General features: G+C 67.7%; 19 protein-coding genes. 3 read left to right on the forward strand and 16 right to left on the reverse strand.

Annotated elements, in window-relative coordinates; genetic code table 11:
- Positions 1–22: 22 nt before the first annotated feature.
- From fdhA to WJ16_RS30060, 8 genes are all read right to left on the reverse strand, one after another.
- Positions 23–1,219 (reverse strand): formaldehyde dehydrogenase, glutathione-independent, encoded by a 1,197-nt coding sequence (gene fdhA, locus WJ16_RS30025; protein ID WP_027789739.1) that lies wholly within the window; start codon positions 1,217–1,219, stop codon positions 23–25.
- 265 nt (positions 1,220–1,484) lie between these two features.
- The gene (locus WJ16_RS30030) at positions 1,485–2,675 is read right to left on the reverse strand and encodes an HlyD/EmrA/EmrK family protein (RefSeq protein ID WP_069260602.1); all 1,191 of its coding nucleotides are present in this window, start codon (positions 2,673–2,675) and stop codon (positions 1,485–1,487) included.
- Positions 2,675–4,561, reverse strand: a complete 1,887-nt coding sequence (locus WJ16_RS30035) for an efflux transporter outer membrane subunit (protein ID WP_069260603.1) — start codon at positions 4,559–4,561, stop codon at positions 2,675–2,677. The genes WJ16_RS30030 and WJ16_RS30035 overlap by 1 nt, the downstream gene beginning before the upstream one ends.
- A gap of 8 nt (positions 4,562–4,569) precedes the next feature.
- Entirely contained in the window at positions 4,570–5,508 is a 939-nt protein-coding gene (locus WJ16_RS30040; RefSeq protein WP_069260604.1) for a glycosyltransferase family 2 protein, read from the reverse strand.
- A 10-nt stretch (positions 5,509–5,518) separates the two neighbouring features.
- Complete coding sequence (locus WJ16_RS30045; protein ID WP_069260605.1) at positions 5,519–7,114, reverse strand: DHA2 family efflux MFS transporter permease subunit; 1,596 nt, start codon at positions 7,112–7,114, stop codon at positions 5,519–5,521.
- Entirely contained in the window at positions 7,111–8,394 is a 1,284-nt protein-coding gene (locus WJ16_RS30050; RefSeq protein ID WP_069260606.1) for a glycosyltransferase, read from the reverse strand. The genes WJ16_RS30045 and WJ16_RS30050 overlap by 4 nt, the downstream gene beginning before the upstream one ends.
- Positions 8,395–8,410: 16 nt before the next feature.
- A complete protein-coding gene (locus WJ16_RS30055; protein WP_069260607.1) occupies positions 8,411–8,980 on the reverse strand; it encodes a methyltransferase family protein in 570 nt (189 codons plus the stop codon).
- A 67-nt stretch (positions 8,981–9,047) separates the two neighbouring features.
- Positions 9,048–9,950: an alpha/beta fold hydrolase gene (locus WJ16_RS30060; protein ID WP_069260608.1), complete on the reverse strand. Its 903-nt coding sequence runs from the start codon at positions 9,948–9,950 to the stop codon at positions 9,048–9,050.
- Positions 9,951–10,669: 719 nt separating this feature from the next.
- Between WJ16_RS30060 and betI the strand changes: the two genes are divergently transcribed.
- From betI to betA, 3 genes are read left to right on the forward strand one after another with little or no spacing between them, the layout of a single operon-like run.
- Positions 10,670–11,254, forward strand: coding sequence for a transcriptional regulator BetI (gene betI / locus WJ16_RS30065; protein WP_069260609.1), 585 nt, complete (start codon positions 10,670–10,672; stop codon positions 11,252–11,254).
- 32 nt (positions 11,255–11,286) lie between these two features.
- Positions 11,287–12,756 (forward strand): betaine-aldehyde dehydrogenase, encoded by a 1,470-nt coding sequence (gene betB / locus WJ16_RS30070; RefSeq protein WP_069260610.1) that lies wholly within the window; start codon positions 11,287–11,289, stop codon positions 12,754–12,756.
- Positions 12,757–12,772: 16 nt separating this feature from the next.
- Positions 12,773–14,473: a choline dehydrogenase gene (gene betA, locus WJ16_RS30075; RefSeq protein ID WP_069260611.1), complete on the forward strand. Its 1,701-nt coding sequence runs from the start codon at positions 12,773–12,775 to the stop codon at positions 14,471–14,473.
- Positions 14,474–14,557: 84 nt separating this feature from the next.
- On the opposite strand, the gene WJ16_RS30080 is transcribed toward betA, so the two are convergent.
- The 8 genes from WJ16_RS30080 to WJ16_RS30115 form a co-directional block, all read right to left on the reverse strand.
- Positions 14,558–15,142: a dual specificity protein phosphatase family protein gene (locus tag WJ16_RS30080; RefSeq protein WP_069260612.1), complete on the reverse strand. Its 585-nt coding sequence runs from the start codon at positions 15,140–15,142 to the stop codon at positions 14,558–14,560.
- A 13-nt stretch (positions 15,143–15,155) separates the two neighbouring features.
- Entirely contained in the window at positions 15,156–15,650 is a 495-nt protein-coding gene (locus tag WJ16_RS30085; RefSeq protein WP_069260613.1) for a hypothetical protein, read from the reverse strand.
- Entirely contained in the window at positions 15,647–16,789 is a 1,143-nt protein-coding gene (locus WJ16_RS30090; protein ID WP_069260614.1) for an MGDG synthase family glycosyltransferase, read from the reverse strand. Before WJ16_RS30090 ends, WJ16_RS30085 begins: the two co-directional genes overlap by 4 nt.
- Before the next feature lie 410 nt (positions 16,790–17,199).
- On the reverse strand, positions 17,200–18,291 hold the full coding sequence (locus WJ16_RS30095) for a hypothetical protein (RefSeq protein ID WP_069260615.1): 1,092 nt from the start codon (positions 18,289–18,291) through the stop codon (positions 17,200–17,202).
- A gap of 229 nt (positions 18,292–18,520) precedes the next feature.
- Positions 18,521–19,024, reverse strand: coding sequence for an activator protein (locus WJ16_RS30100; protein ID WP_069260616.1), 504 nt, complete (start codon positions 19,022–19,024; stop codon positions 18,521–18,523).
- Between the two features lie 121 nt (positions 19,025–19,145).
- The gene (locus WJ16_RS30105) at positions 19,146–19,970 is read right to left on the reverse strand and encodes an OmpW/AlkL family protein (protein ID WP_069260617.1); all 825 of its coding nucleotides are present in this window, start codon (positions 19,968–19,970) and stop codon (positions 19,146–19,148) included.
- Positions 19,971–20,044: 74 nt separating this feature from the next.
- The gene (locus WJ16_RS30110; protein ID WP_069260618.1) at positions 20,045–21,298 is read right to left on the reverse strand and encodes a DUF2957 domain-containing protein; all 1,254 of its coding nucleotides are present in this window, start codon (positions 21,296–21,298) and stop codon (positions 20,045–20,047) included.
- A 71-nt stretch (positions 21,299–21,369) separates the two neighbouring features.
- The gene (locus WJ16_RS30115; protein ID WP_069260619.1) at positions 21,370–22,974 is read right to left on the reverse strand and encodes a DUF2957 domain-containing protein; all 1,605 of its coding nucleotides are present in this window, start codon (positions 22,972–22,974) and stop codon (positions 21,370–21,372) included.
- Between the last annotated feature and the right edge of the window lie 222 nt (positions 22,975–23,196).

The following is a 23,196-nucleotide window of genomic DNA, read 5'->3' on the forward strand; positions in this document are numbered from 1 at the left end:
GCGCGCGTCGAACGTTAGCGCATCACGCGGCCAGCAACCCGTGCGGATCGATGACGAATTTGCGCGGCGCGCCGCCGTCGAACTTCTTGTAGCCTTCCGGCGCCTGGTCGAGCGAAATCACTTCGACGTTGACGATCTTCGCGATCGGCAGCCGGTCGAACAGGATCGCCTGCATCAGATTGCGGTTGTACTTCAGCACCGGCGTCTGGCCCGTGAAGAACGAATGCGACTTCGCCCAGCCGAGGCCGAAACGAATGCTCAGGCTGCCGTGCTGCGCGGCCTTGTCCTTCGCGCCCGGATCGTCCGTCACGTACAGGCCCGGGATGCCGATCGCGCCGGCCGGCCGCGTGATTTCCATCAGCGAGTTCAGCACCGTCGCGGGCGCTTCCTCCGCATGGCCCGACGAACCGTGGCCGTGCGCCTCGAAGCCGACGCAGTCGACTGCGCAGTCGATCTCGGGCACGCCGAGGATCTGCTCGATCTGCTCGCCGAGCGATGCGTCCTTCGACAGGTCGACCGTCTCGAAGCCCATCGCCTTCGCGTGCGCGAGGCGTTCCGCGTTCATGTCGCCGACGATCGTCACAGCCGCGCCGAGCAGGCGCGCCGAGGCGGCCGCCGCCATCCCGACCGGGCCCGCACCCGCGATATAGACTGTCGAGCCCGGCTTCACGCCCGCGCTCACCGCACCGTGATAACCGGTCGGCAGAATGTCGGACAGGCAGGTCAGATCGCGGATCTTCGCCATCGCCTGATCACGATCGGGGAATTTCAGCAGGTTGAAATCCGCGTACGGCACGAGCACGTACTCGGCCTGGCCACCGATCCAGCCGCCCATGTCGACGTAGCCGTACGCGCCGCCGGCGCGCGACGGGTTCACGTTCAGGCACACGCCCGTATGCGTGTCCTTGCACATCGCGCAGCGGCCGCATGCGACGTTGAACGGCACCGACACCAGATCGCCAAGCTTCAGCGTCTCGACGTCGCGGCCGATCTCGACCACTTCGCCGGTGATCTCGTGCCCGAGCACGAGGCCGACCGGCGCGGTCGTGCGGCCGCGCACCATGTGCTGGTCGGAGCCGCAGATGTTCGTGCTGACCACTTTCAGGATCACGCCGTGGCCGATCGCGCGGCCGCTCGGATCGACCATCTTCGGATAATCGATTTTCTGGACTTCGACCTGACCCGGTCCAAGATAGACGACACCTCGATTGCTGCTCATCGTATTGTCTCCATGTCTCGTTGGCTGGCGCCGCGGCGCGCCGGCCGATGCGGCGCACGCGCAACGTGCTGTTCGAGAGTAGTCCGGGAGGCAGGGGCGCCGATGTCTCAAACGCGACACGCGTTTGAACGACGCCGACATCGATGGCGGAAATACGAAAGTCGGGCGGGAAGCGGCGGGCAGGTTTTGCGCGCGGTGTGGGCGGTGGGAGACGCTCGCCGGCAGGCCGATCCTTGTGACCGGCCTGCCTTTCTCGGAGCACGCCTTATCCGCCCTGATTCTCGCGGATGATCGCGGCGGCGGCGCTTTCCGCGTCGCTCGCGACGCCGTCGTGCACGCGCGTGCTGACGGCAGGCGTCGGCGGCTCGCTGTCGAGCGCGTGGCCGTTGCGGTCGTGCGTGTCGACCGTCGCGCGCATCGACAGCCCGACGCGCAGCGGATGCGCGGCGAGATCGCGCGGATCGAGCGCGATCACGACCGGCACGCGCTGCACGACCTTGATCCAGTTGCCGGCCGCGTTCTGCGACGGCAGCATCGAGAACGCGCTGCCCGTGCCCGCCGAGAAGCCCTGCACGCGGCCGCGATAGCGCACGCGCGAGCCGTAGAGATCCGACACGACCTCCACCGGCTGCCCGATCCGCATGTGGCGGATCTGGCCTTCCTTGAAATTCGCTTCGATCCACAGCTGGTTAAGCTGCACGATCGACATCAGCGGCACGCCGGGCCCGACCTGCTGGCCGACCTGCACCGAACGCTGCCCGACCGTGCCGTCGACGGGCGCGACGATCGTCGTGCGCTTCAGGTTCCGGTACGCGAGCTTGAACTGCGCGGCCGCCTGCACGACGGCCGGACTTTCGTCGACCGGCAACCTGGTGCCAAGCGCGCGCGCCGCGTCGAGCTGCGCCTGCGCGGCCGCGAGATTCGCCTGCGCGCCGGCCACCGCGGCGCGCGCACGCGCCAGCTCCTCGGGCGCGACGATTTCGACCGATGCGCCCGAGCGCGCGGCCAGTGCGCGCTGCGCGAGCGACAGGTCGGCGCGCCGCGCGTTCACGGCCTCGACGTACATCGTGGTCGAGATCTTCGCGTTCGCGACCTGCCGCACGGCCTGCACGAGCTGCGCCTTCGCCTGCGCGAACGCGACGGACGCCTCGGTGTCGTCGAGCTTCACGAGCGTCTGGCCGGCGCGCACGGCCTGCGTATCGGCGACCACGACGTCGGTCACCGATCCCGGGATCTGCGCGGCGACCTGGACGATGCTGCCGGCGACGTACGCGTCGTCGGTGTCTTCGTAATAGCGGTCGCTGAGCAGCCAGTACGCGAGCCATGCCAACGCGGCCACCAGCACGATCGCGAAGAACACGATGAAGCGCTTGCGGCGCGTCGCGCGGCGCGCGTCGAGTGCCGGATCGTTCAGCGCGGCCGGCGGCGCGGCGGTGTGAAGGTTGTCGTGGTGCATCAGTCGCTTTGCGTGACGATCAGACGATCGTGCTGGAACAGGGGGATCGGCGGTATCACCGACGGGTTCGGCGCCGGATTTGCCGCCGCCGTGTGCGCGAGAACGGCGGTGCCGCGAAGCGTCGCGGCGACGGCCGGCGTGCGTGCCGCGTCGTCGCGCCGTGCGGACGCCGTATTCGATGCGACGACGCGCTGCGGCGCGCTTGCGCTACCCGCACGCGAATCGATCGCAGGCCCTGCCGCCGATCGGGTCGCGCCAGCGGCGGCAGCAACGGCTGGAGCAGTCGCAGCGGGCGCCACAGCCGCAGCCACGGCCGGCGCGACCGCCGAAGCCCCCCGCTTCGCCGCCCCGCTGCGTACCCGATGCGCGGCCGGTGCCGGCGCCTGCGCGACCGTTGCCCCTGCATCGAACCCGCCGCCCAGCGCGCCGATCAGCCCGACGCGCAGCGTCCGCTGCCGGCCGAGCAACGCAATCATCTGCGCGCGCTCGTCGATCAGCGTGAGATCCGCGACGTCCACATCCTTCTGCATCAGCACGCCGCGCCGGTGCCGGTCGGTCGCGATCTCCACGATCTTCTGCGCGGCCGCGACCGCATCCTGCTGTTGCGCGACGAGCGTCTGCGACGTCTGCAGCGACGTGACGATCTGCGCGACCTGCCCGAGCGCATCGTCGACGGTCTTGTTGTACAGCCCGATCGCGACGTCGGCCTGCGCGACATCCGCGCCGAGCTTCGCCTTCAGCCGGCCGCGATCGAACACCGGCAGCGAGATCGCCGGGCCGACGGAACCGGCGAGCGCGTCGCGCGAGAACAGCGATGCGGGCGTCAATGCGAACACGCCGCCGAGCGCGACGAGGTTCACGTCCGGATAGAACTGCGCACGCGTCGAATCGGCATTCGCGAACGCGGCTTCGACCCGCAAGCGCGCGGCGACGATGTCGGGCCGGCGGCCCAGGAGATCGGCCGGCAGCCGCGCGGGCAGCGCGCCGCCCGCGAACGCGCCGACGCGCGGCCGCTGCAGCGCGAGCCCGCGCTCGGGGCCGCGGCCCGACAGCACGCCGAGCTGCAGTTGCGCGAGCTTGATCTGTTCATCGTTCAGCGCGATCTGCGCGAGCAGCTTGCTGCGCTTGATCGATGCATCGCTCGCGTCGTACGCGTTGTCGAGCCCGCGCGCGGTGCGCTCGCGCAGCACGGTCGTCACGCGCTGGCTGACCTTCAGCTTCTGCTGCAGCAGATCCTGCATCGCATACGCCTGGTCGAGCTGGCAATACACGGTGACGATCGCGACCGCCAGCGTGAGCCGCACCTGCTCGGCCTCGACCCGCGCCGCTTCGCGCAGCGACATCAGGCTCTTCGTCGCGGCGCGGTTCTTCCCCCACAGGTCGAGCTGGTAGGTCAGCCCGACGAACACCGACGACGGCGAGGTGTTCGGATCGCCGAAGATCTCGACCGGTACGCGATAGCCGCTCACCGATACGTCGGCGACGTCGTTGCCCGGCTTCGGCATCCGCGCACGGCTGACCGTTGCGCCGGCCGTGCCCGTCAGCCCCGTCAACGAATCGAACTGCTGAAGCTGTGCCTGCGCGATCCTGAGCCGCGCCTGCGCGACCTGCAGATCGGGGTTGTTTTGCGACGCCTCGGCGACCAGCGCGTCGAGCTGCGGGTCCTGCAACTGCTTCACCCAGTCGGGCGCGGGCCACGCGCCGCTCAGGCCGGGGCCGGCCGTGTGCGCGAGCGCATCGTCGGCCGGCGCGCGCAACGACAGCGACGGCAGAAAGCCCGACGGCACGCATCCGCTCAACGCCAGCGACATCGCCGCGGCGACGATCGTCATCGAGCCGCCGTTCACGCGAGGCACCGGCCCCGCCGCTTTTTTCACACGCCGCATCGCGCCCCTCATCCCTGCTGAATGCGCTGCGCACGCGCGGCCAGACGCGGCCGCGTGCGTTCGAGCGGGCCGAGCCTGCCGAACAGGCCGTCCGCGACGCCGAACAGGATGCCGGCGAGCTTCGCGCGCTTGTCGCGCTCGACGAGCGCGATCTGCACGACCTGCCACACGGTCAGCAGGTTCGGCACGATCGCCACCGGAAAGCGCAGCCCGTACTGCATCCCGAGCTGCACCGCATTGCGTGCGCTGTAGTAGCGCCGTTGCCACGAATGATTCATCGACGTCATTTCAAAAGGGCCGATCGCGTGACGCTGCTTCGCGCCGATCCGGTGCGGCAGCACCAGCGACGGCACGACATAGAGCGGCACGTTGCGCGACAGCGCGCGGAAGCTGTATTCGGTATCGACGTGATCGATGAACAGCGTTTCGTCGAAGCGGCCGAGCACGTCGAACGCGTCGCGCGACACGACGCAGCCCGACGAAATCAGGAACGCGCAGCGCTGCAGCGGCGCGCCCGGCTCGATGCGCAGGCGGCGCAGCCCGATCCCGTTGGTCGACAGTTCGGGCAGGAAGCTGCGCGCGTTCTCGTCGAAGATGCGCGGGCCGGCGAGGAACGCGCGCCCCGCGAGCCCCGCGCAGACCTCGCGCATCGCGGAGAAATACGTGGCCGGCACCGACGAATCCTGGTCGAACAGCGCGACCGCATCGACGTGGTCGCGAAACAGCGCCGCGAGGCCCGCGTTATAGGCGCCCGCGATCCCGCCGCGATTGCCGTGATGCAGCAGCGCGATGCCTTCGCGCGCGCACACCGCGCGGGCGCGCGCGTCGGGCTGCGGCGTGTTGTCGACGACGAGCAGTGCGTCGCACGCGTGCCGCCATGCGCGGAGCGCGTCGAGCTGCGCATTGCTCGGGTGATACAGGATCACGAGTGCGCCGAGTGTCGTCATGTTGCTCTCCTCAATGCCCGAACGACGCCGCCGCGCCACGCTTCGGGCGCGTCAGCCACATCATCGCCGCGAGGGCGAGACACGTCATGCTCGCCATCCAGAACATGTCGTTGGTGGCCATCATGTACGCCTGCTGCATCACGACCTGGTGCAGCGTCGTCAGCTCGCGCACACCGTCCACGCCCATCGCGTTCAGCGTGTGCACGAAGCGCTGCGTGTTCGCCGACGCATGCGTGACCGATTGCGACACGACGTCGTAGTGATAGGTCGCGCGGTTGTCCCACAGCGTCACGCTCATCGCGGTGCCGAACGCGGCCGACAGCGTGCGCAGGAAGTTCGACAGGCTCGACGCGGCGGCGAGCCGGTCGTCCGGAATGCGCGACAACGTCGCGGCCGTCAGCGGAATGAAGAAGCACGGCAGCCCGATCCCCTGGATCAGCCCCGGCGCGGCGATCTGCGCGAACGTCATCTTCAGCGTGAAATGCGCATCCCACGCGAGCACGGCCGCGAACACGAGGAAGCCGAAGGTCGCGAGCACGCGCGCGTCGAAGCGGTGCGCATGCAGCCCGACGAGGATCGAGAACACCAGCGCAAGCACGCCGAGCGACGCCGTGGCGAGCCCCGCGTGGAACGCGTTGTAGCCCATCACGGCCTGCATCCACAACGGAAACACCACGCCGACCACCGAGAAGCTCATCATCCCGAGCGAGATGATCAGTACGCAGAACGAGAACGTGCGATCGCGAAACAGGCTCAGGTCGACGACGGGATGCGCTTCGCCCGCCTCCCAGATCAGCAGCGACACGATCGACAGCGCCGCGACCACCGCCAGCGTGACGATCAGCGGCGAACCGAACCAGCCGCGATCGTGGCCGAGATCGAGCATCGCCTGCAGCGAGCCGACGCCGATCACGAGCAGCACGATGCCCGGCACGTCGATCGGGCCTGCCTCGCCGCGTTGCGCGTCGGGGCGCAGCATCGCGGTGCAGACCGCGAACGAGAACAGCCCGATCGGCAGATTGATCAGGAAGATCCACGGCCACGAGAAGTTGTCGACGATCCAGCCGCCGACCACCGGCCCGAAGATCGGCGCGAGCAGCACCGTCATCGCCCACAGCGCGAGCGCGATCGTGCGCTTGTCCGGCGGGAACGTGCGCAGCAGGATCGTCTGCGACAGCGGCACCATCGGCCCCGAACACAGCCCCTGCAGCGCGCGGCAGATCACGAGCACGTGCAGGTCGCGCGCGAGCCCGCACAGCAGCGACGTCAACGTAAACAGCAGCACCGCGCCGACGAACAGCCGCAACTCGCCGACGCGGCGTGCGAGCCAGCCCGTCAGCGGCACCGCGATCGCGGCCGCAACCGAATACGAGCTGATCACCCAGGTGCCCTGGCTGTTCGATACGCCGAGGCTGCCGGAGATCGCCGGCACCGCGACGTTCGTCACGGTCGAATCGAGCACCTCGATGAAGGTCGCGAGCGACAGCGCGAACGTCAGCAGCGCGAGCCGGATGCCGCGCACCGGCTGTGCGGCCGGGGCCGGGGCCGGCGCGTCGAACGCAGACGGCGCGCCGGGCCCGTCGTGAAGCGGCGACGCGGTGCTCATGCGCCGGCCGCCGCGACTTCGGGCCGCGCGGCGGGCCGCCCGCGCGTCGGCGCGAACCGTTCGATGAAATCGGCGGCGGCGTCGCAGCCGTCCCGCTCGGCCGCCAGCCGCGCACGCGCACGGGCGGCATGCGCCGCGAACGACGGTTCGCCGAGCACGCGCGCGAGCGCCGCGCCGAGGCGCGCACCGTCGATCGGGCCGTCGATCCGCACCCCGCAGCCGCTGACGGCCACCCGTTGCGCGTTGTCGAACTGGTCGTGCGCGAACGGCGTGACGACCTGCGCGATCCCGGCGTCGAACGCGAGCGCCGCAGTGCCGATCCCGCCGTGATGCACGAGCGCGCGGCAGCGCGGCAGCAGCGTGCGCATCGGCACGAAACGGCGCACGAGCAGCCGGTCGCCGTCCGGCGCCGCCTCGTGCGGCGTCAGCAGGATGCCGCGCGCGCCGGTCGCGCGCAGCGCGTGCGCCGCCGCGCGCGCATAGGCCGCGTGATCGACGCGCGTCGAACCGGCCGTCAGCACGACCGGCGGCCCGCCGGCCGCGAGAAACGCGTCGAGCGCCGCATCGTCGTCGGGGGCCGCAACGTCGTTGAACAACGGGAAGCCGCTTTGCAGGTGGTTCGCCGGCCAGTCGGGCTGCGCCGGCGCGAACCAGCCGGGAAACAGGCACAGCACGCCGTCGGTCGAATGCAGCCAGCGGCCCAGCACGCGCCGCGCGGGCACGAGCCCGAGATCGCGGCGCACCGCGTCGAGCGCGGGGCCGCACGTGCGATCGAGCACCAGGCGCTCGATCAGCGTCATCAGCGCCGCCTTCACGGGCAGCGGCCAGCGCGCGGGAATCGTCAGGCGCGGGTGCGTCGGCGGCGCATGCGCGGACAGCAGCGTCGACGGCGATACCTGCACCGACACGTACGGCGTGCCGTGCAGTTCCTGCATGAAGCGCGCGGAAAACGCCCACAGCGTGCCGACGAGCACCGTGTCGCCGTCGGTCAGCGCGCGCAGCGTGTCGTAATGCGGGCGCAGCGTCGGCGCGATCACCTGCCACAGCGTGCGAAACGACGTGCGCGAATCCCACAGCGCGGGGTTCGCCATCGCGGCCTCGTATTCGGCCGCGGTGCCGATCGGCACGAATTCGAAGTCGAAGCGGCGCACGACCGTCTCGAACGGCGCGTGCGTGCAGAATACGACGTCGTGGCCGCGCGCCGCGAGCGTGCGCGCGACGCCGAGCAGCGGATGCACGTCGCCCGCCGAGCCGATCGCGGTCACGATCATCTTCGCCATCGCGCGCCTCGCGGGTTCAGTAGAAGCCGGGAATCAACGCCGCGACCTCGCGGCGGTACTGCGCGTACGCCGGCCCGAAATACCCGGTCAGCCAGCTCTCCTCGACGCGCACCTTGTACGCGAGCGACGCGAACACGAGCAGCACGCCGATCGCGCCGCGCCATTCGCCGCCGATCAGCGCGGCGCCGACGAGCGCGATCAGGCAGCCCGTATAGATCGGGTGACGCACGAGCCCGTACGGCCCCGTGCGAACGAGTTCGTGGTTTTCCTTCAGCGTGACCGACACGCTCCAGTTCATGCCGAGGTGCAGCCGCGCCCACACCGAGAACAGCAGGCCGGCCACGAGCACCGCGAGCCCGCACTGCGCCTGCAGGCCGAAGCGCTGCCAGTCCGGCACGAGCGCCTGCCACGACGGATCGGGCAGGATGATCAGCGCGCCGCCGACGATCAGCGGAATCGACTGCAGCGTGCGCGAACGCGACGCTTCCTTGCGCACGGTCGTCTTCACGCGTTGCGACGTGGCGATCCAGTAGGCGAGCCACGCGGCCCACGGAACGACGATGGCGATGGTCTGAACGATATTCACGGCGGGCCTGCCTCGTTGGGATGGGAATTCGGGTGCGCCGCGCGTACCGGACGCACGGCGTGCGGCGTCACGACGACAGCGCGTGCATCGGCGCGGGCGCGCACGCCTGCGCGGCGGCGAGCGCGAGGCCGGCGGCGAGCGACGCGCCGCCGCAGAAAAAGTCGAGCAGCGCCGCGCGCGTGTGCTCGCGCTGCGCGCGGCCTTCGATGTCGAGGAAGTGGCCGGCGTCGGGCACCGTCGCGAACCGTGCGCGCGGCACGTGCGCGCCGAGCTGGCGCACGTCGGCGGGCGTCGTGTATTCGTCGCGCTCGCCGTTCAGGAACAGCAGTTCGCAGCCGATGTTCGAGAACTCGCTGAGGTAGCGCTCGGGCTGCAGCGACAGGATCTGGTCGACGTGGAACGCGACCTGGTCCTGCTCGTCGCGAGGCAGGCGCGTGAGGTAGCGGTAGTTGTACAGCTTCATGATGCGCGGCAGGTAGCGGCCGACCGTGTCGTTCAGCAACTGCGCGGCCTTCAGGTTCTCGCCGGCCGCGATGTGGTCGCGGGCGCGCGTCACGTAGTCGACCATCGCGTCGTTCAGGAACGGCGAGAACGAGCAGATCGCCGCGCGCCGCACGCTCGGGCAGCCGCGTGCGAGCGCGAACAGCGACGCGACGCCGCCCCACGACACCGACACGAGGTACGCCGGCGCGAAACGCTCGACCAGGTACTGCAGGATCGCGGCCTCGTCGTCCTTCGTCAGGATGAAGCAGCCCGGGTTGTGCTGGCGCGACTGCCCCGCATACGGCAGGTCGAAGCAGATCGTGTTCATCCGCTCGCCGAGATACTGGACGGTCTGCCCGAACGACGCGGTCGTCGCGAGCGCGCCGTTGACGAGCATCGCCGTGTCGAACGCCGGGTCGAACACGTTCCGTTCGACGTAGACCTTCAGACCATTCGGCAGCGGGACCACGTGTTTTTCGGTCAGCATCGTCGTTCTCCGGTGGATGCGGCGTCTCGACGTCGCGGCATGCTGCAGATGCGCAATGACTGCGCCGGTTCTTGCGCGCGCGCCGAACGGCGCGGCCGGCCAATGCGCCGCAGCAATCCCGGCGGCATCGATTCATTCCTCGTAGTGCGGCGCCATACTAATACGGACAATATTACTGACTCAAGTCATCCAAACGATACCCTCTACTCTGCTAGGAAATACGGCGATTTCAAATTATTTCGTCATTTTTTATGGTAAGCACTGTGCACTCGAAGGCGAATGCAATCGTTTGCGCGACAGCAGTCAGCCCCCGGTAAACTTCTATAAATTAGTTTTCAATCAACAACTTAAGCAGTTTCATTCATCCATTTAAAACGAATTTTCATGAATGAATCGTGACGTCGTTTCGCCCACCGTCCGTCATATTTCATCGAATATCACACAGCTCAATATTCTTTCATTCCGTAATCGCTTCGACATCCGCAACGATTACCCGGATTGATCGTCAACTTCACGAATCGTTTTAAACAAACTTCAGCATTCTTAATCATCTTTCAATTATTTTTCCGCACCTGCACAACGCGCGATCCGCTGCCGATTTGGCCGACCCCGCAGCTCCATCACCGTCCGACCCCGATTTTTTGTTGATTGAATGATCAATAAAAAACCGCTAAGCTCTCGACTTCCAGGAACGGCCCGTCCGGGCGAAGGGAGTTGCGATGCCGAAAGTCGGAATGCGGGAGATTCGCCGCGCACAGTTGATCGACGCCACGCTGCGCTCGATCGACGAAGCAGGCCTGCCCGGCACGACGCTCGCATCGGTCGCGCAGCGCGCGAACATCTCGACGGGTATCGTCAGCCACTACTTCGGCGACAAGGACGGCCTGCTCGAAGCGACGATGCGGCACGTGCTGCGCGACCTGTGGTCGGCTACCACGCACCGCCGCGTCGCCGCGCGCAAGGATCCGCGTTCGCGGCTGCGCGCGATCGTCGCCGCGAACTTCGACGACACGCAGGTCAGCGCGCCCGTGATGAAGACGTGGCTCGCGTTCTGGTCGCAGAGCATGCACGACCCGATGCTCAAGCGCCTGCAGCACGTCAACACGCGGCGCCTCCATTCGAACCTGTGCGCCGAATTCGCGAAGGCGTTGCCGCGCACGAAAGCGCGCGAAGCCGCCAGCGGCCTCGCCGCGCTGATCGACGGCCTGTGGCTGCGCGGCGCGCTCGCCGGCGGCCCGATCGACACCCGGGCGGCATTGAAGCTCGCCCACACTTACATCGACCTGCTGCTCGCGTCCGACTGACGCGTCACGCAGTCGCCCTCAAGGAGATCCTCATGTCCGTATTCGGTTTGCAGCGCCTCTACATCGGCGGCGGTTACGTCGACGCCACGAGCGGCAAGACTTTCGACACCTTCGATCCCGCCACCGGCGAACTGCTCGCGCAGGTGCAGCAGGCGAGCGCGGCCGACGTCGACCGCGCGGTGGCGTCCGCACAGGCAGGTCAGCGCGAATGGGCCGCGATGACCGCGATGCAGCGCTCGCGCATCCTGCGCCGCGCGGTCGACCTGCTGCGCGAGCGCAACGACGAGCTCGCCGCGCTCGAAACGCGCGACACCGGCAAGCCGATCGGCGAAACGCTCGCGGTCGACATCGTCACCGGCGCGGACGTGATCGAGTATTACGCGGGCCTCGCGACCGCGATTGAAGGGCTGCAGGTGCCGCTGCGCGCCGAGTCGTTCGTCTATACGCGCCGCGAACCGCTCGGCGTGTGCGCGGGCATCGGCGCGTGGAACTACCCGATCCAGATCGCGTGCTGGAAGACCGCGCCCGCGCTCGCGGCCGGCAACGCGATGGTGTTCAAGCCGAGCGAAGTCACGCCGCTCACCGCGCTGAAGCTCGCGGAAATCTATACCGAAGCCGGCGTGCCGGCCGGCGTGTTCAACGTTGTGCAGGGCGACGGCTCGGTCGGCGCGCTGCTGACGGGCCACCCGGACATCGCGAAGGTGTCGTTCACCGGCGGCGTCGAAACCGGCAAGAAGGTGATGTCGCTCGCCGGCGCGTCGTCGCTGAAGGAAGTGACGATGGAACTGGGCGGCAAGTCGCCGCTGATCGTGTTCGACGATGCGGACCTCGACCGCGCGGCCGACATCGCGGTGACCGCCAACTTCTTCAGCTCGGGCCAGGTCTGCACGAACGGCACGCGCGTGTTCGTGCACCGTTCGGTGAAGGACGCGTTCACGCAGAAGGTGCTCGAACGCGTGAAGCGCATCCGCGTCGGCAAGCCGACCGATGCCGACACCAACTTCGGCCCGCTCGTGTCGGCCGCGCAGCTCGACAAGGTGCTCGGCTTCATCGACAGCGGCAAGGCCGAGGGCGCGAAGCTGCTCGCGGGCGGCACGCGCCTGACCGACGGCCATTTCGGCAGCGGCCAGTACGTCGCGCCGACCGTGTTCGGCGATTGCCGCGACGACATGAAGATCGTGCGCGAAGAGATTTTCGGGCCGGTGATGAGCATCCTCGATTTCGAATCGGAGGACGAAGTGATCGCCCGAGCGAACGACACGCACTACGGCCTCGCGGCCGGCGTCGTGACCGAGAACCTGTCGCGCGCGCACCGCACGATCCATCGCCTCGAAGCCGGCATCTGCTGGATCAACACGTGGGGCGAATCGCCGGCCGAGATGCCGGTTGGCGGATACAAGCAATCCGGTGTCGGACGCGAGAACGGCATCACGACGCTCGAGCACTACACTCGGATCAAGTCGGTGCAGGTCGAGCTCGGCCGCTACAACCCGGTGTTTTAAAGGAGGAGAACCCGTCATGACGACACGCGAATACGACTACATCATCTGCGGCGCAGGTTCCGCGGGCAACGTGCTCGCAACGCGCCTGACGGAAGATCCGGACGTGACGGTGCTGCTGCTCGAAGCGGGCGGCCCCGACTACCGCTTCGACTTCCGCACGCAGATGCCGGCCGCCCTCGCCTACCCGCTGCAGGGCCGCCGCTACAACTGGGCGTACGAAACCGACCCCGAGCCGCACATGGACAACCGCCGGATGGAATGCGGCCGCGGCAAGGGGCTCGGCGGTTCGTCGCTGATCAACGGGATGTGCTACATCCGCGGCAACGCGCTCGACTACGACAACTGGTCGACGCACAAGGGCCTCGAGAACTGGACGTATCTCGACTGCCTGCCGTACTTCAAGAAAGCCGAGACGCGCGACGTCGGCCCGAACGACTATCACGGCGGCAGCGGCCCCGTGTCGGTCACGACCAGCAAGCCGGGCGTGAACCCGCTGTTCGAGGCGATGGTCGATGCAGGCGTGCAGGCCGGCTATCCGCGCACCGACGACCTGAACGGCTATCAGCAGGAAGGCTTCGGCCCGATGGACCGCACGGTCACGCCGAAGGGCCGCCGCGCCAGCACCGCGCGCGGCTACCTCGACCAGGCGAAGACGCGGTCGAACCTCGAAATCGTCACGCACGCGCTCGCCGACCGCGTCCTGTTCGACGGCAAGCGCGCATCGGGCGTCACGTACCTGCGCGGCAGCGAGCGCGCGACCGCGCATGCGCGCCGCGAAGTGCTCGTCTGCAGCGGCGCGATCGCGTCGCCGCAACTGCTGCAGCGCTCGGGCGTCGGCCCCGGCGCGTGGCTGAAGGCGCTCGACATCCCGGTCGTGCTCGATCTGCCCGGTGTCGGCCAGAACCTGCAGGACCACCTGGAGATGTACATCCAGTACGAGTGCAAGGAACCGGTGTCGCTGTACCCGGCGCTCAAGTGGTGGAACCAGCCGAAGATCGGCCTCGAATGGATGCTGAACGGCACCGGTCTCGGCGCGAGCAACCACTTCGAAGCGGGCGGCTTCATCCGCACGCGCGACGACGATCTCTGGCCGAACATCCAGTATCACTTCCTGCCGGTGGCGATCAACTACAACGGCTCCAACGCGATCGAGATGCACGGCTTCCAGGCGCACGTCGGCTCGATGCGTTCGCCGAGCCGCGGCCGCGTGAAGCTGCGCTCGCGCGATCCGAACGATCATCCGAGCATCCTGTTCAACTACATGGCCGAAGCGCTCGACTGGCGCGAGTTCCGCGATGCGATCCGCGCGACGCGCGAGATCATGCGGCAGCCGGCGCTCGACCGCTATCGCGGCCGCGAGCTGAACCCGGGCGCCGACTGCAAGAGCGACAAGGAACTCGACGCGTTCGTGCGGGCCCGCGCGGAGACCGCGTTCCATCCGTCGTGCTCGTGCAAGATGGGTTACGACGACATGGCCGTGGTCGATGAAGAAGGCCGCGTGCACGGGCTCGAAGGGCTGCGTGTGGTCGATGCGTCGATCATGCCGATCATCACGACCGGCAACCTGAACGCGCCGACGATCATGATCGCCGAGAAGATCGCCGACAAGATCCGCGGCCGCCAGCCGCTCGCGCGGGTCGACGTGCCGTACTTCGTCGCGAACGGTGCGGTGGCGAGGAACGTCGCGAAGGCGGTGCGTCAGCCGGAGACGGTCTGACGGTAGCGGGTTCGCCGCCCGCTCATCGATGTACCGACGAAACGCCGCCGACAGCGATTGTCGGCGGCGTTTTTCATGCGTTCGTCAGCCGCCGGTCACTGCCTGCCTCAAACGCTCGACGTCCACGTGCATCAGATAGTTCGTGATGTTCTGCCAGATCGGGTGGAACCCGTAGCCGCCGTGCTGCAGCTCGTCGAGCGCCTGCTCGCGCGTCCAGCCCTGGTACACCATCCGGTACAGCGCGGACACGAGGCCCGTACGATCGGCGCCGTGCTGGCAGTGGATCAGCACCGGGCCATCCTGGTCGGCCGTGCGCAGCGCCTTCAGCGCGGTGACCATGTCTTCGTCGCGGATGTCCCACGTGTTGATCCGGATGCGCTGCATCCTGATCTGCGTGCCGGCCAGGATCGCGTCGTCCGAGTGAAACGAACGGAAGCTGATGACCTTGCGGATGCCGAGCTTCTGCAGTTCCGGCACGTCCGCGCGCGACAGCTGGGCGCTGCGGTACAGCGTCGGCGTGATGCGATGCAGGTTGTTCACATGCCCGTCGGTCAGGCTCTGCGCCCACTTGATCGGCCGGACGGACGACGCGGCGGCCGGGTCCGCATGGGCCGGCGGCACGAGCGCGGCGAGCGCGACGGCCAGCGCGGCGAGGAAGGCGATTTTCATGTCGGGTCGGGGATCAATAGAAGGCACGCTTGCGCTCGCGGGAAATGATGAACAGCACGATCGCGGCCGCACTCATCGTCCAGTAGTCGGTCGGCGCCACACCCAGCCAGTGGATGTGCCACGGCACGTTCGCCGGATTGAAGCGGGCCAGGCCATAAGCGGGATTCAGCACGAACCACAGGAAATCCTCGGTCAGCCAGAACACCATGATGCACGCGACGATCCGCGCTTCGATGCGCCACGACCACCGACCGTTGAACACGGCCGGCAGGTGAAAGAACAGCGCGACGAACGGGAACACCCATGCGTGGTAGCCGGTCATCGGGCGCCCGCCCCAGAAGATGTCGAGCAGCCAGTGATGCTCGATGCGCCACGTCGGCAGGTTGGCGGCCCAGCCCGCGCTGCCTTCGATCTGGATCTCCACGTTCGCGAAGAAGTACGCGAGCAACACGACCCACGCGACGACGAACACCGTATGGCGGGTCGGCACAAAACGCGCGCCGCTCATGCGGCGGGCTCCAGGCCCAGCACGCGATCGAGCACGAAGCGGCCGGCGAGCGGCCGCCCGAGCGGCGCGAGACGGCGGCGCATGTCTGCGAGACGCTCCGGCTTCTGCAGCAACGCGCGGATCCGGTAGACGAGCGCATCGTCGTCGATCGCCTTCAGCGCGACGCCTTGTTCGAGCAGGAAATCCGCGTTGCGCTCTTCCTGGCCCGGAATCGGCGAGTTGACGATCATCGGCAACTGCATCGCGAGGCATTCGGACGTCGTCAGGCCGCCCGGCTTCGTGATCACGAGGTCCGCGCACGCCATCAGGCGTTCGACCTGCTGCGTGAAGCCCTGCGGAAACAGCCGGCCCGGATGCTGCGCGGCCAATGCCTGCAGCGACGCGAGCATCGCCTTGTTCTTGCCGGCCAGCGCGATCAGCTGGAAGTCGGCATCCATCTCCAGCAGGCGCGCGGCCAGCACATCGATCCCGCCGAGGCCCGCGCCGCCGGACATCATCAGGAACGTCGGGCGCGCGGGATCGAGGCCGAATTCGGCTGCGCAAGCCACGCGATCGAGCGGCTGGCCGAACGCCGGCATGATCGGGATGCCGCTGACGTGCACCGTGTCGGGTGCCATGCCGCGCGCATGCATGCGCCACGCGATCTCGTCGTTGGCCGCGAAATAGCCGCGCATGTTCGGCACGACCCACATGCTGTGCAGGTCGAAATCGGTGACCTGCACCCACACCGGCGTATCGACGCGCTCCTTGCGGATTTCGCGCGACAGCAGTTCGGCGGGCAGAAAGTGCGTGCAGATGATCGCGTCGGGGCGCTGCCGTTCGATTTCGGCGAGCAGCGCCCGGCAATTGAGCCGCTCGATCGCGCGCCGGATCTTCTGCGACGGCGCGGCGGGATCGACTTCATCGGTCTTCTGGTACAGGTAGCCCCACAGCGCCGGCTGGCTGCTGACGAGCTTGATGTAGAGATCGGTGTACAACTTGCGGAAGCCGGTGGACACGAAATCCATCACGTCCAGGTGGGTGGCTTCGATGCCGGCCGGATGATGGTCGGCGAACGCGCGTATCGCTTCGGCCGCACGGGTATGCCCGGCGCCGGCGCTCACGCTCAGGAGAAGGATTTTCTTGTTTTGCTTTGACATCTGACTGACCGTTTCGATGAAGGGGGTCCGGATGCGGGTTCGCAGCGGCGCGCTCACGCGGCGGCGGTTTGCGTCCGGTGTGCAACAAGCGTGGCCGATCTTCGGCGGTGCGGGCGGGCGGTTACAGCGCAGCAATCGCCCGCATCGACTGCGGAATCATACTGCGTTCGGTCGACGGCGCCTGGATCGGGGAGGCAGTCAGGCGGTCAGGAAAGATGGATGGCGTGGCATGCGACCAGTGGCCGGCATGGCGGCTCGGCGCGTCACCGGCTGACGCCCGCTCACGCGTGCGAACGGGGCTCGGCATTTCGGCGCGAGCCAGGTGCTCGTGCGCGATTGGTCTGGCATCCTCACGTGTCGGTTCGGCAAAGGCGATGCATCGGCCGGCCCTGCCCCACGTGCACCCCGAATCAGGGTGTTGCACCACCCTGCTTGCGCATCCGCTTCCCGCGAACGATCGGATTCCATCGCGACGTCAGGCTCATCGCGCCTTGCAGGCGTTCGAACGCGACGTCCTCCTTCGGCCCGAATCGGTTGACCGCCGGCCACGCAAGCACGTGATCGAGCCACGCCTGCCACTCGTCGCCATGAAAGCGGCGACCGATTTCCCGGACGGCGTCCGGTGCTGCGATCACGATGCCCGCCAGCAGGGAGTAAGCCCAGAAGCTGCCCGCGCCGACGAGCTGATCGAGCCTGCACACGGATAACGCCGCGAGTAGACCGTCCACGGACGCGAGATCGGCGCGATGCGTGCGGATCGCCCGCGCCACGAGGTTGTGCTGACCGCCAAACGCGGCAATGGACGTTCCGTTGCCGGCAGCGAGCACGGCCGAGAACGTCGCGAGTGCCGCCATCTCGTCGATGCGCGATGCATCGTCGCGCGGCCCGCACGCGCGCAGCACGATCGCGTCGATGACGGCGCCAGGCAGCGCCGACGTTTCTCCACTCGCCGCCGCGACGACGGCCAGCCTGTCTCTCAGGTTCTTCGCAGGCAGCAAGCCGTCCTGCGCGCCCCTTTCATGTTCGGGACATTCGCAGTCGCCGCTCCCGTTGCATTCGACACCGCCGGCAATCCGCTCGAGCGCGGCCCAGCCGATATCGGGATCGTCGAATGCGCAGGCATCGATCACGCCGTTCGCGGTGTCGAACACGGCGCGCGAACCGGGGCAGCTGCGTTCGGCGTCGGCGAGCTGCTGCATCGACGGCACATGCGAGCACGCGCGGCGCGGGTCGGTCAGGTCGCATGCGCACGCCCCGCCGTCCGATGCGATCCACGGCGCGAGCCGGTGAAGCATCGCCGCGGCTTGCCGGGGCAGATCCGCGCCGGCCCGCATGCGTATCGCATGCGACGTAACGACGGTCGAATCGTCTGCGTCACCCGCCTGCGCCGCGCAGGCAGCCGCATCGAGATGGTCGATCAGGTACTGCAGCCACGCGGCGGTGCGCAGCCGGTCAGGCGTCGCGCCGCGGGCATCTCCATACTTTGCTGGATCGGTCAGCATGGGTGGTCCGGGAGTGTTCTGGCCAATTGGAATAAGGGTGATTCAGTCGGATCGGCTGGCGCGATACGCCGTGCCGCCCCCGCAAGACCGCGCGTCGGATCGCGACAGCGTGGCCAACCCGCCGCCGCGCCCATGCGCGCGACGGAATGAATCCGTCGAAGCGGTGGAAACCCGCCGCGCGTGACGCACGGCCCTCGTGCGCGGCGGGCCCCGCTTCGATCTGCGACGCTTACTGCACGTGGAACTTCGGCGACGTCAGGACCGTGCCGCCCACCGTGCAATCCGGCGTCAGCACGGCGTTGTTGAACGTCAGCGACGAGTTCGAATCGCTCCACGCCGTCACGACCTTGCTCGGCCCGCAAGTGCCGAGCAGCGTCACGGTCACCTTCGCGTTATTGATCGACAGCTGTGTCGTGCTGTCGGCCTGCCCCGTCCACGGCGACGCGCTGCTCGCGCTGCCGGCGATGAGGCCGCACGTCCCGCCGCCGGTGAACTGCGTCGATGTGATGTTGACGATGCCGGTCGACGTGATCGTGCCGTTGAAGGTCGCGGTACAGGATGCGCTGATCGACCCCTTGCTGAGATTCGTGATCCCCGACGCCGAGAACGGCTCGCCATTCGGGTTCATCGGCTGGCCGTCGGCACGTGAAACGGTGACGGCGAAAGCAGGCGCGGCCGAAACCGCGGTGAAAGCCACTGCAGCAACAAGCGATACGATTTTGCGAATGCTCATTTGAACTGCCCCCTCTCTTCACAAATGGCGGCACGCCGCCAGGAACGCGACCTCCCGGCCGGAAGGGTCCGGCCAACGGGTCGCAGGAAGCCGCCGGCGCGCGTCATGCGCGCCGGACGGCTCAGAACTTGTAGGAAATCCCGACGAACGTGATCAGCGGATCGGCCTTCAGCCGCGTGCGCGTGGTGGCGAGCGTCGAGCCGTCGGCCGCCTTGATCACGAGCGACGAATAGGTCTTCAGCGGCATGTACGTCAGCGTTGCCGTGAGCCCCCAGTGCTTGTCGATCGCATAGCTCGCGCCGACGTTGTAGACCGGCGTGAACGACGACGACGCCTTGCCCTCCACCGACGTCGGCCCCGGCTTGCCGGCGCCGGCCGCGAGTACGCTGCCGAGGTTCTCGTTGATGTCCTTCGCGAAGTTGCCGTTCAGTTCGATGTTGCTGAACCAGCTGTAGGCCACGCCGATCCCGACGAACGGGCGGAACCGCGCCGTCGACGAATTGAAGTAGTACTGCAGAATGATCGTCGGGCTCCACTGCCGCGCGTTCTTCACCGCAGGCTGGTTCGCCGGATCGTCCATGTTGACGCTGCCGAGCGCGCCGGCCGGCCCGGGCGGCCGGATCGTGCCGTGCCCGGTCAGCGTGAACTCGGGCGGCACGCCGAGCACCGACGTCACCGCGATATGGTCGGTGAAGAAGTGCGTGAGCGTGAGGCCGACCGTATCGGCATTGTTGACCGTCAGGCTCGTGCCCGGCGACGTGAACGATCCGGGCAGGCGCAGCGGCCCGTTGATCGGCATGCTCGCGAGATTCGTCGTCAGCCCGTTGGTCGAATCCTGCGGCATGATGTGCAGCCAGCCTAGCGTCGCGACGTTGTCGCCCGCCTGCTGGGCCGATGCGAGTGTCGACACGCCTGCGACGACACCCGCGACAATCAGCTTCTTCATGAAGTCTCCCCCTCATTCTGTCCGGGCGCCGCGCATCTGCGCGCGGCGCCACCGTGTCTCCATCCAGGCGTGCGTCACTGCACGAATGCGCCGACCGTGAAGTACGGGTTGCTCGTATCGTTCATGTCGAGGAACCCGAATACGCCACCGGTGAACACGAACTTGCCGGTCGCCGGCCCCGACGCCGCGTCCGCATGCACGGTCGTGACGACACCGGGCACCTTCTGCGTGTAGTCGAGGTTCAGCGCACGCGTGAGCGCGGCCTGCGACGCATTGAACGGATCGAGCAGCGTGGCCTGCGCGCCGACGAGCGCGGTCGCGCGGTAGTTGAACGCGCTGTCGACACCCGTGTACTCGCCGTTCTGCGAGCCTTGCGCGATCGCCGTCTGCGGGCTCAGGAACGAGATGCCCGATTCGTCGTCCGCGCTCGGCGAGCCTTGCGTGAGGTCCGCGTTGGCAGCACCGGTGCGGATGAAGATCGGCACGAGCTGGTTGCGCAGCTTGCCGACGATCAGGATCCCCTTGCCGGCCTTCGCCGGATCGAGCGCGGCGAGCGTCGGCGGAATCTGCGGCAGGTAGTTGAGCGACTGGAACGCCGGCGCATCGGGCCGCAGCGTGAACGGCTGGTTGACGGTCGCGCTCGACGCGAGCGGCTGCCCGCCGTTCTTCTTGCCGAAGTTGTCGGTTTCGACGTAGCTGCCGTCCGCGTTGATCGTCACCTGCTGGTCGAGCGCCACCGGCTGGAAGTTCTGCGACGGCACCTGGTGATAGCCGAGCTGGTTGTACTTGCCGGCGATCTTCGTCAGATCGGTTTCCAGCGACGAGAAGCTGATGAACGGGTAGTACGGGAACGTCGTCTGCGCAATCTTGCCGACGCCGATCACGCCGTCGAACTGGATCGTCGCGCCGGGAATCGCGCCGCCCAGCACGCCTTCGCCGAGGAACAGCCGCGCGGGCCGGTTCGGGTCGAGGCTCGCGTTCTGCATCCGGAACGTGCACTGGTTCAGCTTCACCGTCGGCAGCCCCGTTTCGTCGGCGAGCGTGCCGTCGACCACGTTGGCCGGCGCCGTGTCGCGGGTCGGCTGCACGGTACCCGTGGTGCTCGGCACCGGCGATGCGAGATACGTCATCCGGTACGTCATCTTCGTCGTATCGAGCTGCACCTTCACGAGCTCGCCCGAGCCCGAGCCGCCGATGAACACCGTGTTGTAGTCGATCGTCTGCGGGCACAGCCGGACCACCGGCGCGGGCGGCGGGTCGCCGTCTCCGCCGCAGGCGGCCAGCACGGGCGCGAGCGACGCCGCGGCCATCCACTTTTTCAAATTCATAGGAATCCTCTTGAAATTCGATTCGCCGGCGGCGACGCGTGCGCCGCCGGTGTTACGTGTTCAGTGCAGGGTTACTGGACGAACGCGCCGACCGTGAAGAACGGGTTGACCTGGCTGTTGTTGACGACCATCGCGTAGACGTTGCCGGCCGTCACGATCCAGCCCTTGTCGCCCTTCTTGAAGATCGCCACGTTGCCGCTGGCGCCCTTCGCGTTGAAGTCGCTGTTGGCCGTGACCGCGATCTTGCCGGGCGATGCCTGCGTATAGTCCAGCCCGAACTGAGCCGTCTCCGACGACGTCTGCGGATCGATGAATGCCGCGGTATTGCCCTGGAAGAGCGTCGACGTGTAGTTCGCCGCGATGGTCGATACGGCGGTGCCGTCGGTACAGTTGCCGGCGGACGGCGTGAAGTAATTGAAACTGGTGTTGAACACGCCCGGCAGGTCCGGATGCGGGATCATCGGGTCGAAGCTCGGTCGCGCAGCAGCCGCATTGCTCGACGGCCCGTTGTTCGTCACCACACCGCACGCGGACGCGCTCGTCGCACCGATGAATCCGCCCTTCAGCACGTTGGCCGCAACCGGTGTGGAAGGCGCGAGCATCGAGATGCCGACTTCCGCATCGGCCACGGAACCGAACGGATTGCCCGGCGGGGCATACGCGTACCCTACGCGGATCACCACCGGCACCAGTGCACCGTTCAGCTTGCCGACGATCATCACGCCATGGGCCTGGCTCGGCACGAGAAGCACGATCGGCTGCCCCTGGCCGGCCGACGGATACGCCTGCCCCGTCTGCGCCTGGCTGACGAATACGTTGTCGGACGTGCCGTCCGCGTTCTTGCGCAACGTCCACGGCGTGCCGGTCGTCTGGCACGAGTAGTCGCTGCCTTGCGTGATCGTGCACGAGCCGTCCGCATTGAGCGTCTGGTTCCAGTTCACGACGTCCGGCTGCCAGCCCTGCGGCGTAGTGGTCTGAAAGCCGGTGCCGGTCGGCGACAGGTGAATGCCGACTTCGTTGTACGTGCCGGCCACCTTCGTGAAATCCGTTTCCGTGTCGGTAAAGCCGATGAACGGATAGAAGTCGAACGTGCGCGACGGTACGGTACCGAGGAAGTAGCCGGGCACGACCTCGATCCCCTCGAACGCGATCGTCGCGCCCGGAATCCCGCCGCCCACCACACCATTGCCGACGAACAGCATCGGCGGGTCCGCGCGATTGATCGTCACCGAATACGTGCCGTCGCTCGTCGCGCCGCTGTCGAGCACGAATGCGCAACGGTTCTGCTCGGCCGTCGGAAGATTGGTCGGATGATGGAACGCGCCGCTGATCGTCAGGCCCGCGCGCGTATTGTTGATCTGCCCCGCCGACGTCGGCACCGACGAGTCGAGGAACTGCATCTGATAGGTGAGCTTCGTCGTGTCGAACTTCACCTTCACGTACTCGCCGCTGCCCGCACCGCCCGTATACGTCGTCGTGTAATCGAGCACATCCGGACACAGCTTCTTCACGACGGGTGGCGTGGTTTCCGCGCCGCTCGGCCCGCATGCGGCGCCCGAGCATTGCGGCACCGTGATCGGCCCCGGATCGTCGCCGCCGCCGCAACCGGCGACGAACGGCAAAGCGAGCACCGCGCACGACAGAATCGCTTTCCGCCATTCAGGAATGCAAATCATCAACCCCTCCTTTTCGGGTACGACAAGTCTCGTCCGGCGAGGCTGCATGGCCCGCCGGTTGGTATCGCGCCGCGGCGCGAACGCGCGGCGCATGAAGAAGCGCGCAAGTCAGCCGCGTTGCCGGTCAGGCAGATGCGGCACATGCCGCGGCGACGGACGAGCGCTCTCCCGCGGCGCCGTCATGCGGCACGGCGCCGTCGGAACGATCGAAACGGGAAATGG

This window comes from Burkholderia metallica (assembly GCF_001718555.1).
Lineage (GTDB): Bacteria > Pseudomonadota > Gammaproteobacteria > Burkholderiales > Burkholderiaceae > Burkholderia > Burkholderia metallica.

Excerpts from the sequence above, each read along its gene's own strand:
- fdhA (WP_027789739.1), bottom strand. The coding sequence starts at position 1,219 with ATGAGCAGCAATCGAGGTGTCGTCTATCTTGGACCGGGTCAGGTCGAA.
- WJ16_RS30030 (WP_069260602.1), bottom strand. The coding sequence starts at position 2,675 with ATGCACCACGACAACCTTCACACCGCCGCGCCGCCGGCCGCGCTGAAC.
- WJ16_RS30035 (WP_069260603.1), bottom strand. The coding sequence starts at position 4,561 with ATGCGGCGTGTGAAAAAAGCGGCGGGGCCGGTGCCTCGCGTGAACGGC.
- WJ16_RS30040 (WP_069260604.1), bottom strand. The coding sequence starts at position 5,508 with ATGACGACACTCGGCGCACTCGTGATCCTGTATCACCCGAGCAATGCG.
- WJ16_RS30045 (WP_069260605.1), bottom strand. The coding sequence starts at position 7,114 with ATGAGCACCGCGTCGCCGCTTCACGACGGGCCCGGCGCGCCGTCTGCG.
- WJ16_RS30050 (WP_069260606.1), bottom strand. The coding sequence starts at position 8,394 with ATGGCGAAGATGATCGTGACCGCGATCGGCTCGGCGGGCGACGTGCAT.
- WJ16_RS30060 (WP_069260608.1), bottom strand. The coding sequence starts at position 9,950 with ATGCTGACCGAAAAACACGTGGTCCCGCTGCCGAATGGTCTGAAGGTC.
- betI (WP_069260609.1), top strand. The coding sequence starts at position 10,670 with ATGCCGAAAGTCGGAATGCGGGAGATTCGCCGCGCACAGTTGATCGAC.
- betB (WP_069260610.1), top strand. The coding sequence starts at position 11,287 with ATGTCCGTATTCGGTTTGCAGCGCCTCTACATCGGCGGCGGTTACGTC.
- betA (WP_069260611.1), top strand. The coding sequence starts at position 12,773 with ATGACGACACGCGAATACGACTACATCATCTGCGGCGCAGGTTCCGCG.
- WJ16_RS30080 (WP_069260612.1), bottom strand. The coding sequence starts at position 15,142 with ATGAAAATCGCCTTCCTCGCCGCGCTGGCCGTCGCGCTCGCCGCGCTC.
- WJ16_RS30085 (WP_069260613.1), bottom strand. The coding sequence starts at position 15,650 with ATGAGCGGCGCGCGTTTTGTGCCGACCCGCCATACGGTGTTCGTCGTC.
- WJ16_RS30090 (WP_069260614.1), bottom strand. The coding sequence starts at position 16,789 with ATGTCAAAGCAAAACAAGAAAATCCTTCTCCTGAGCGTGAGCGCCGGC.
- WJ16_RS30095 (WP_069260615.1), bottom strand. The coding sequence starts at position 18,291 with ATGCTGACCGATCCAGCAAAGTATGGAGATGCCCGCGGCGCGACGCCT.
- WJ16_RS30100 (WP_069260616.1), bottom strand. The coding sequence starts at position 19,024 with ATGAGCATTCGCAAAATCGTATCGCTTGTTGCTGCAGTGGCTTTCACC.
- WJ16_RS30105 (WP_069260617.1), bottom strand. The coding sequence starts at position 19,970 with ATGAAGAAGCTGATTGTCGCGGGTGTCGTCGCAGGCGTGTCGACACTC.
- WJ16_RS30110 (WP_069260618.1), bottom strand. The coding sequence starts at position 21,298 with ATGAATTTGAAAAAGTGGATGGCCGCGGCGTCGCTCGCGCCCGTGCTG.
- WJ16_RS30115 (WP_069260619.1), bottom strand. The coding sequence starts at position 22,974 with ATGATTTGCATTCCTGAATGGCGGAAAGCGATTCTGTCGTGCGCGGTG.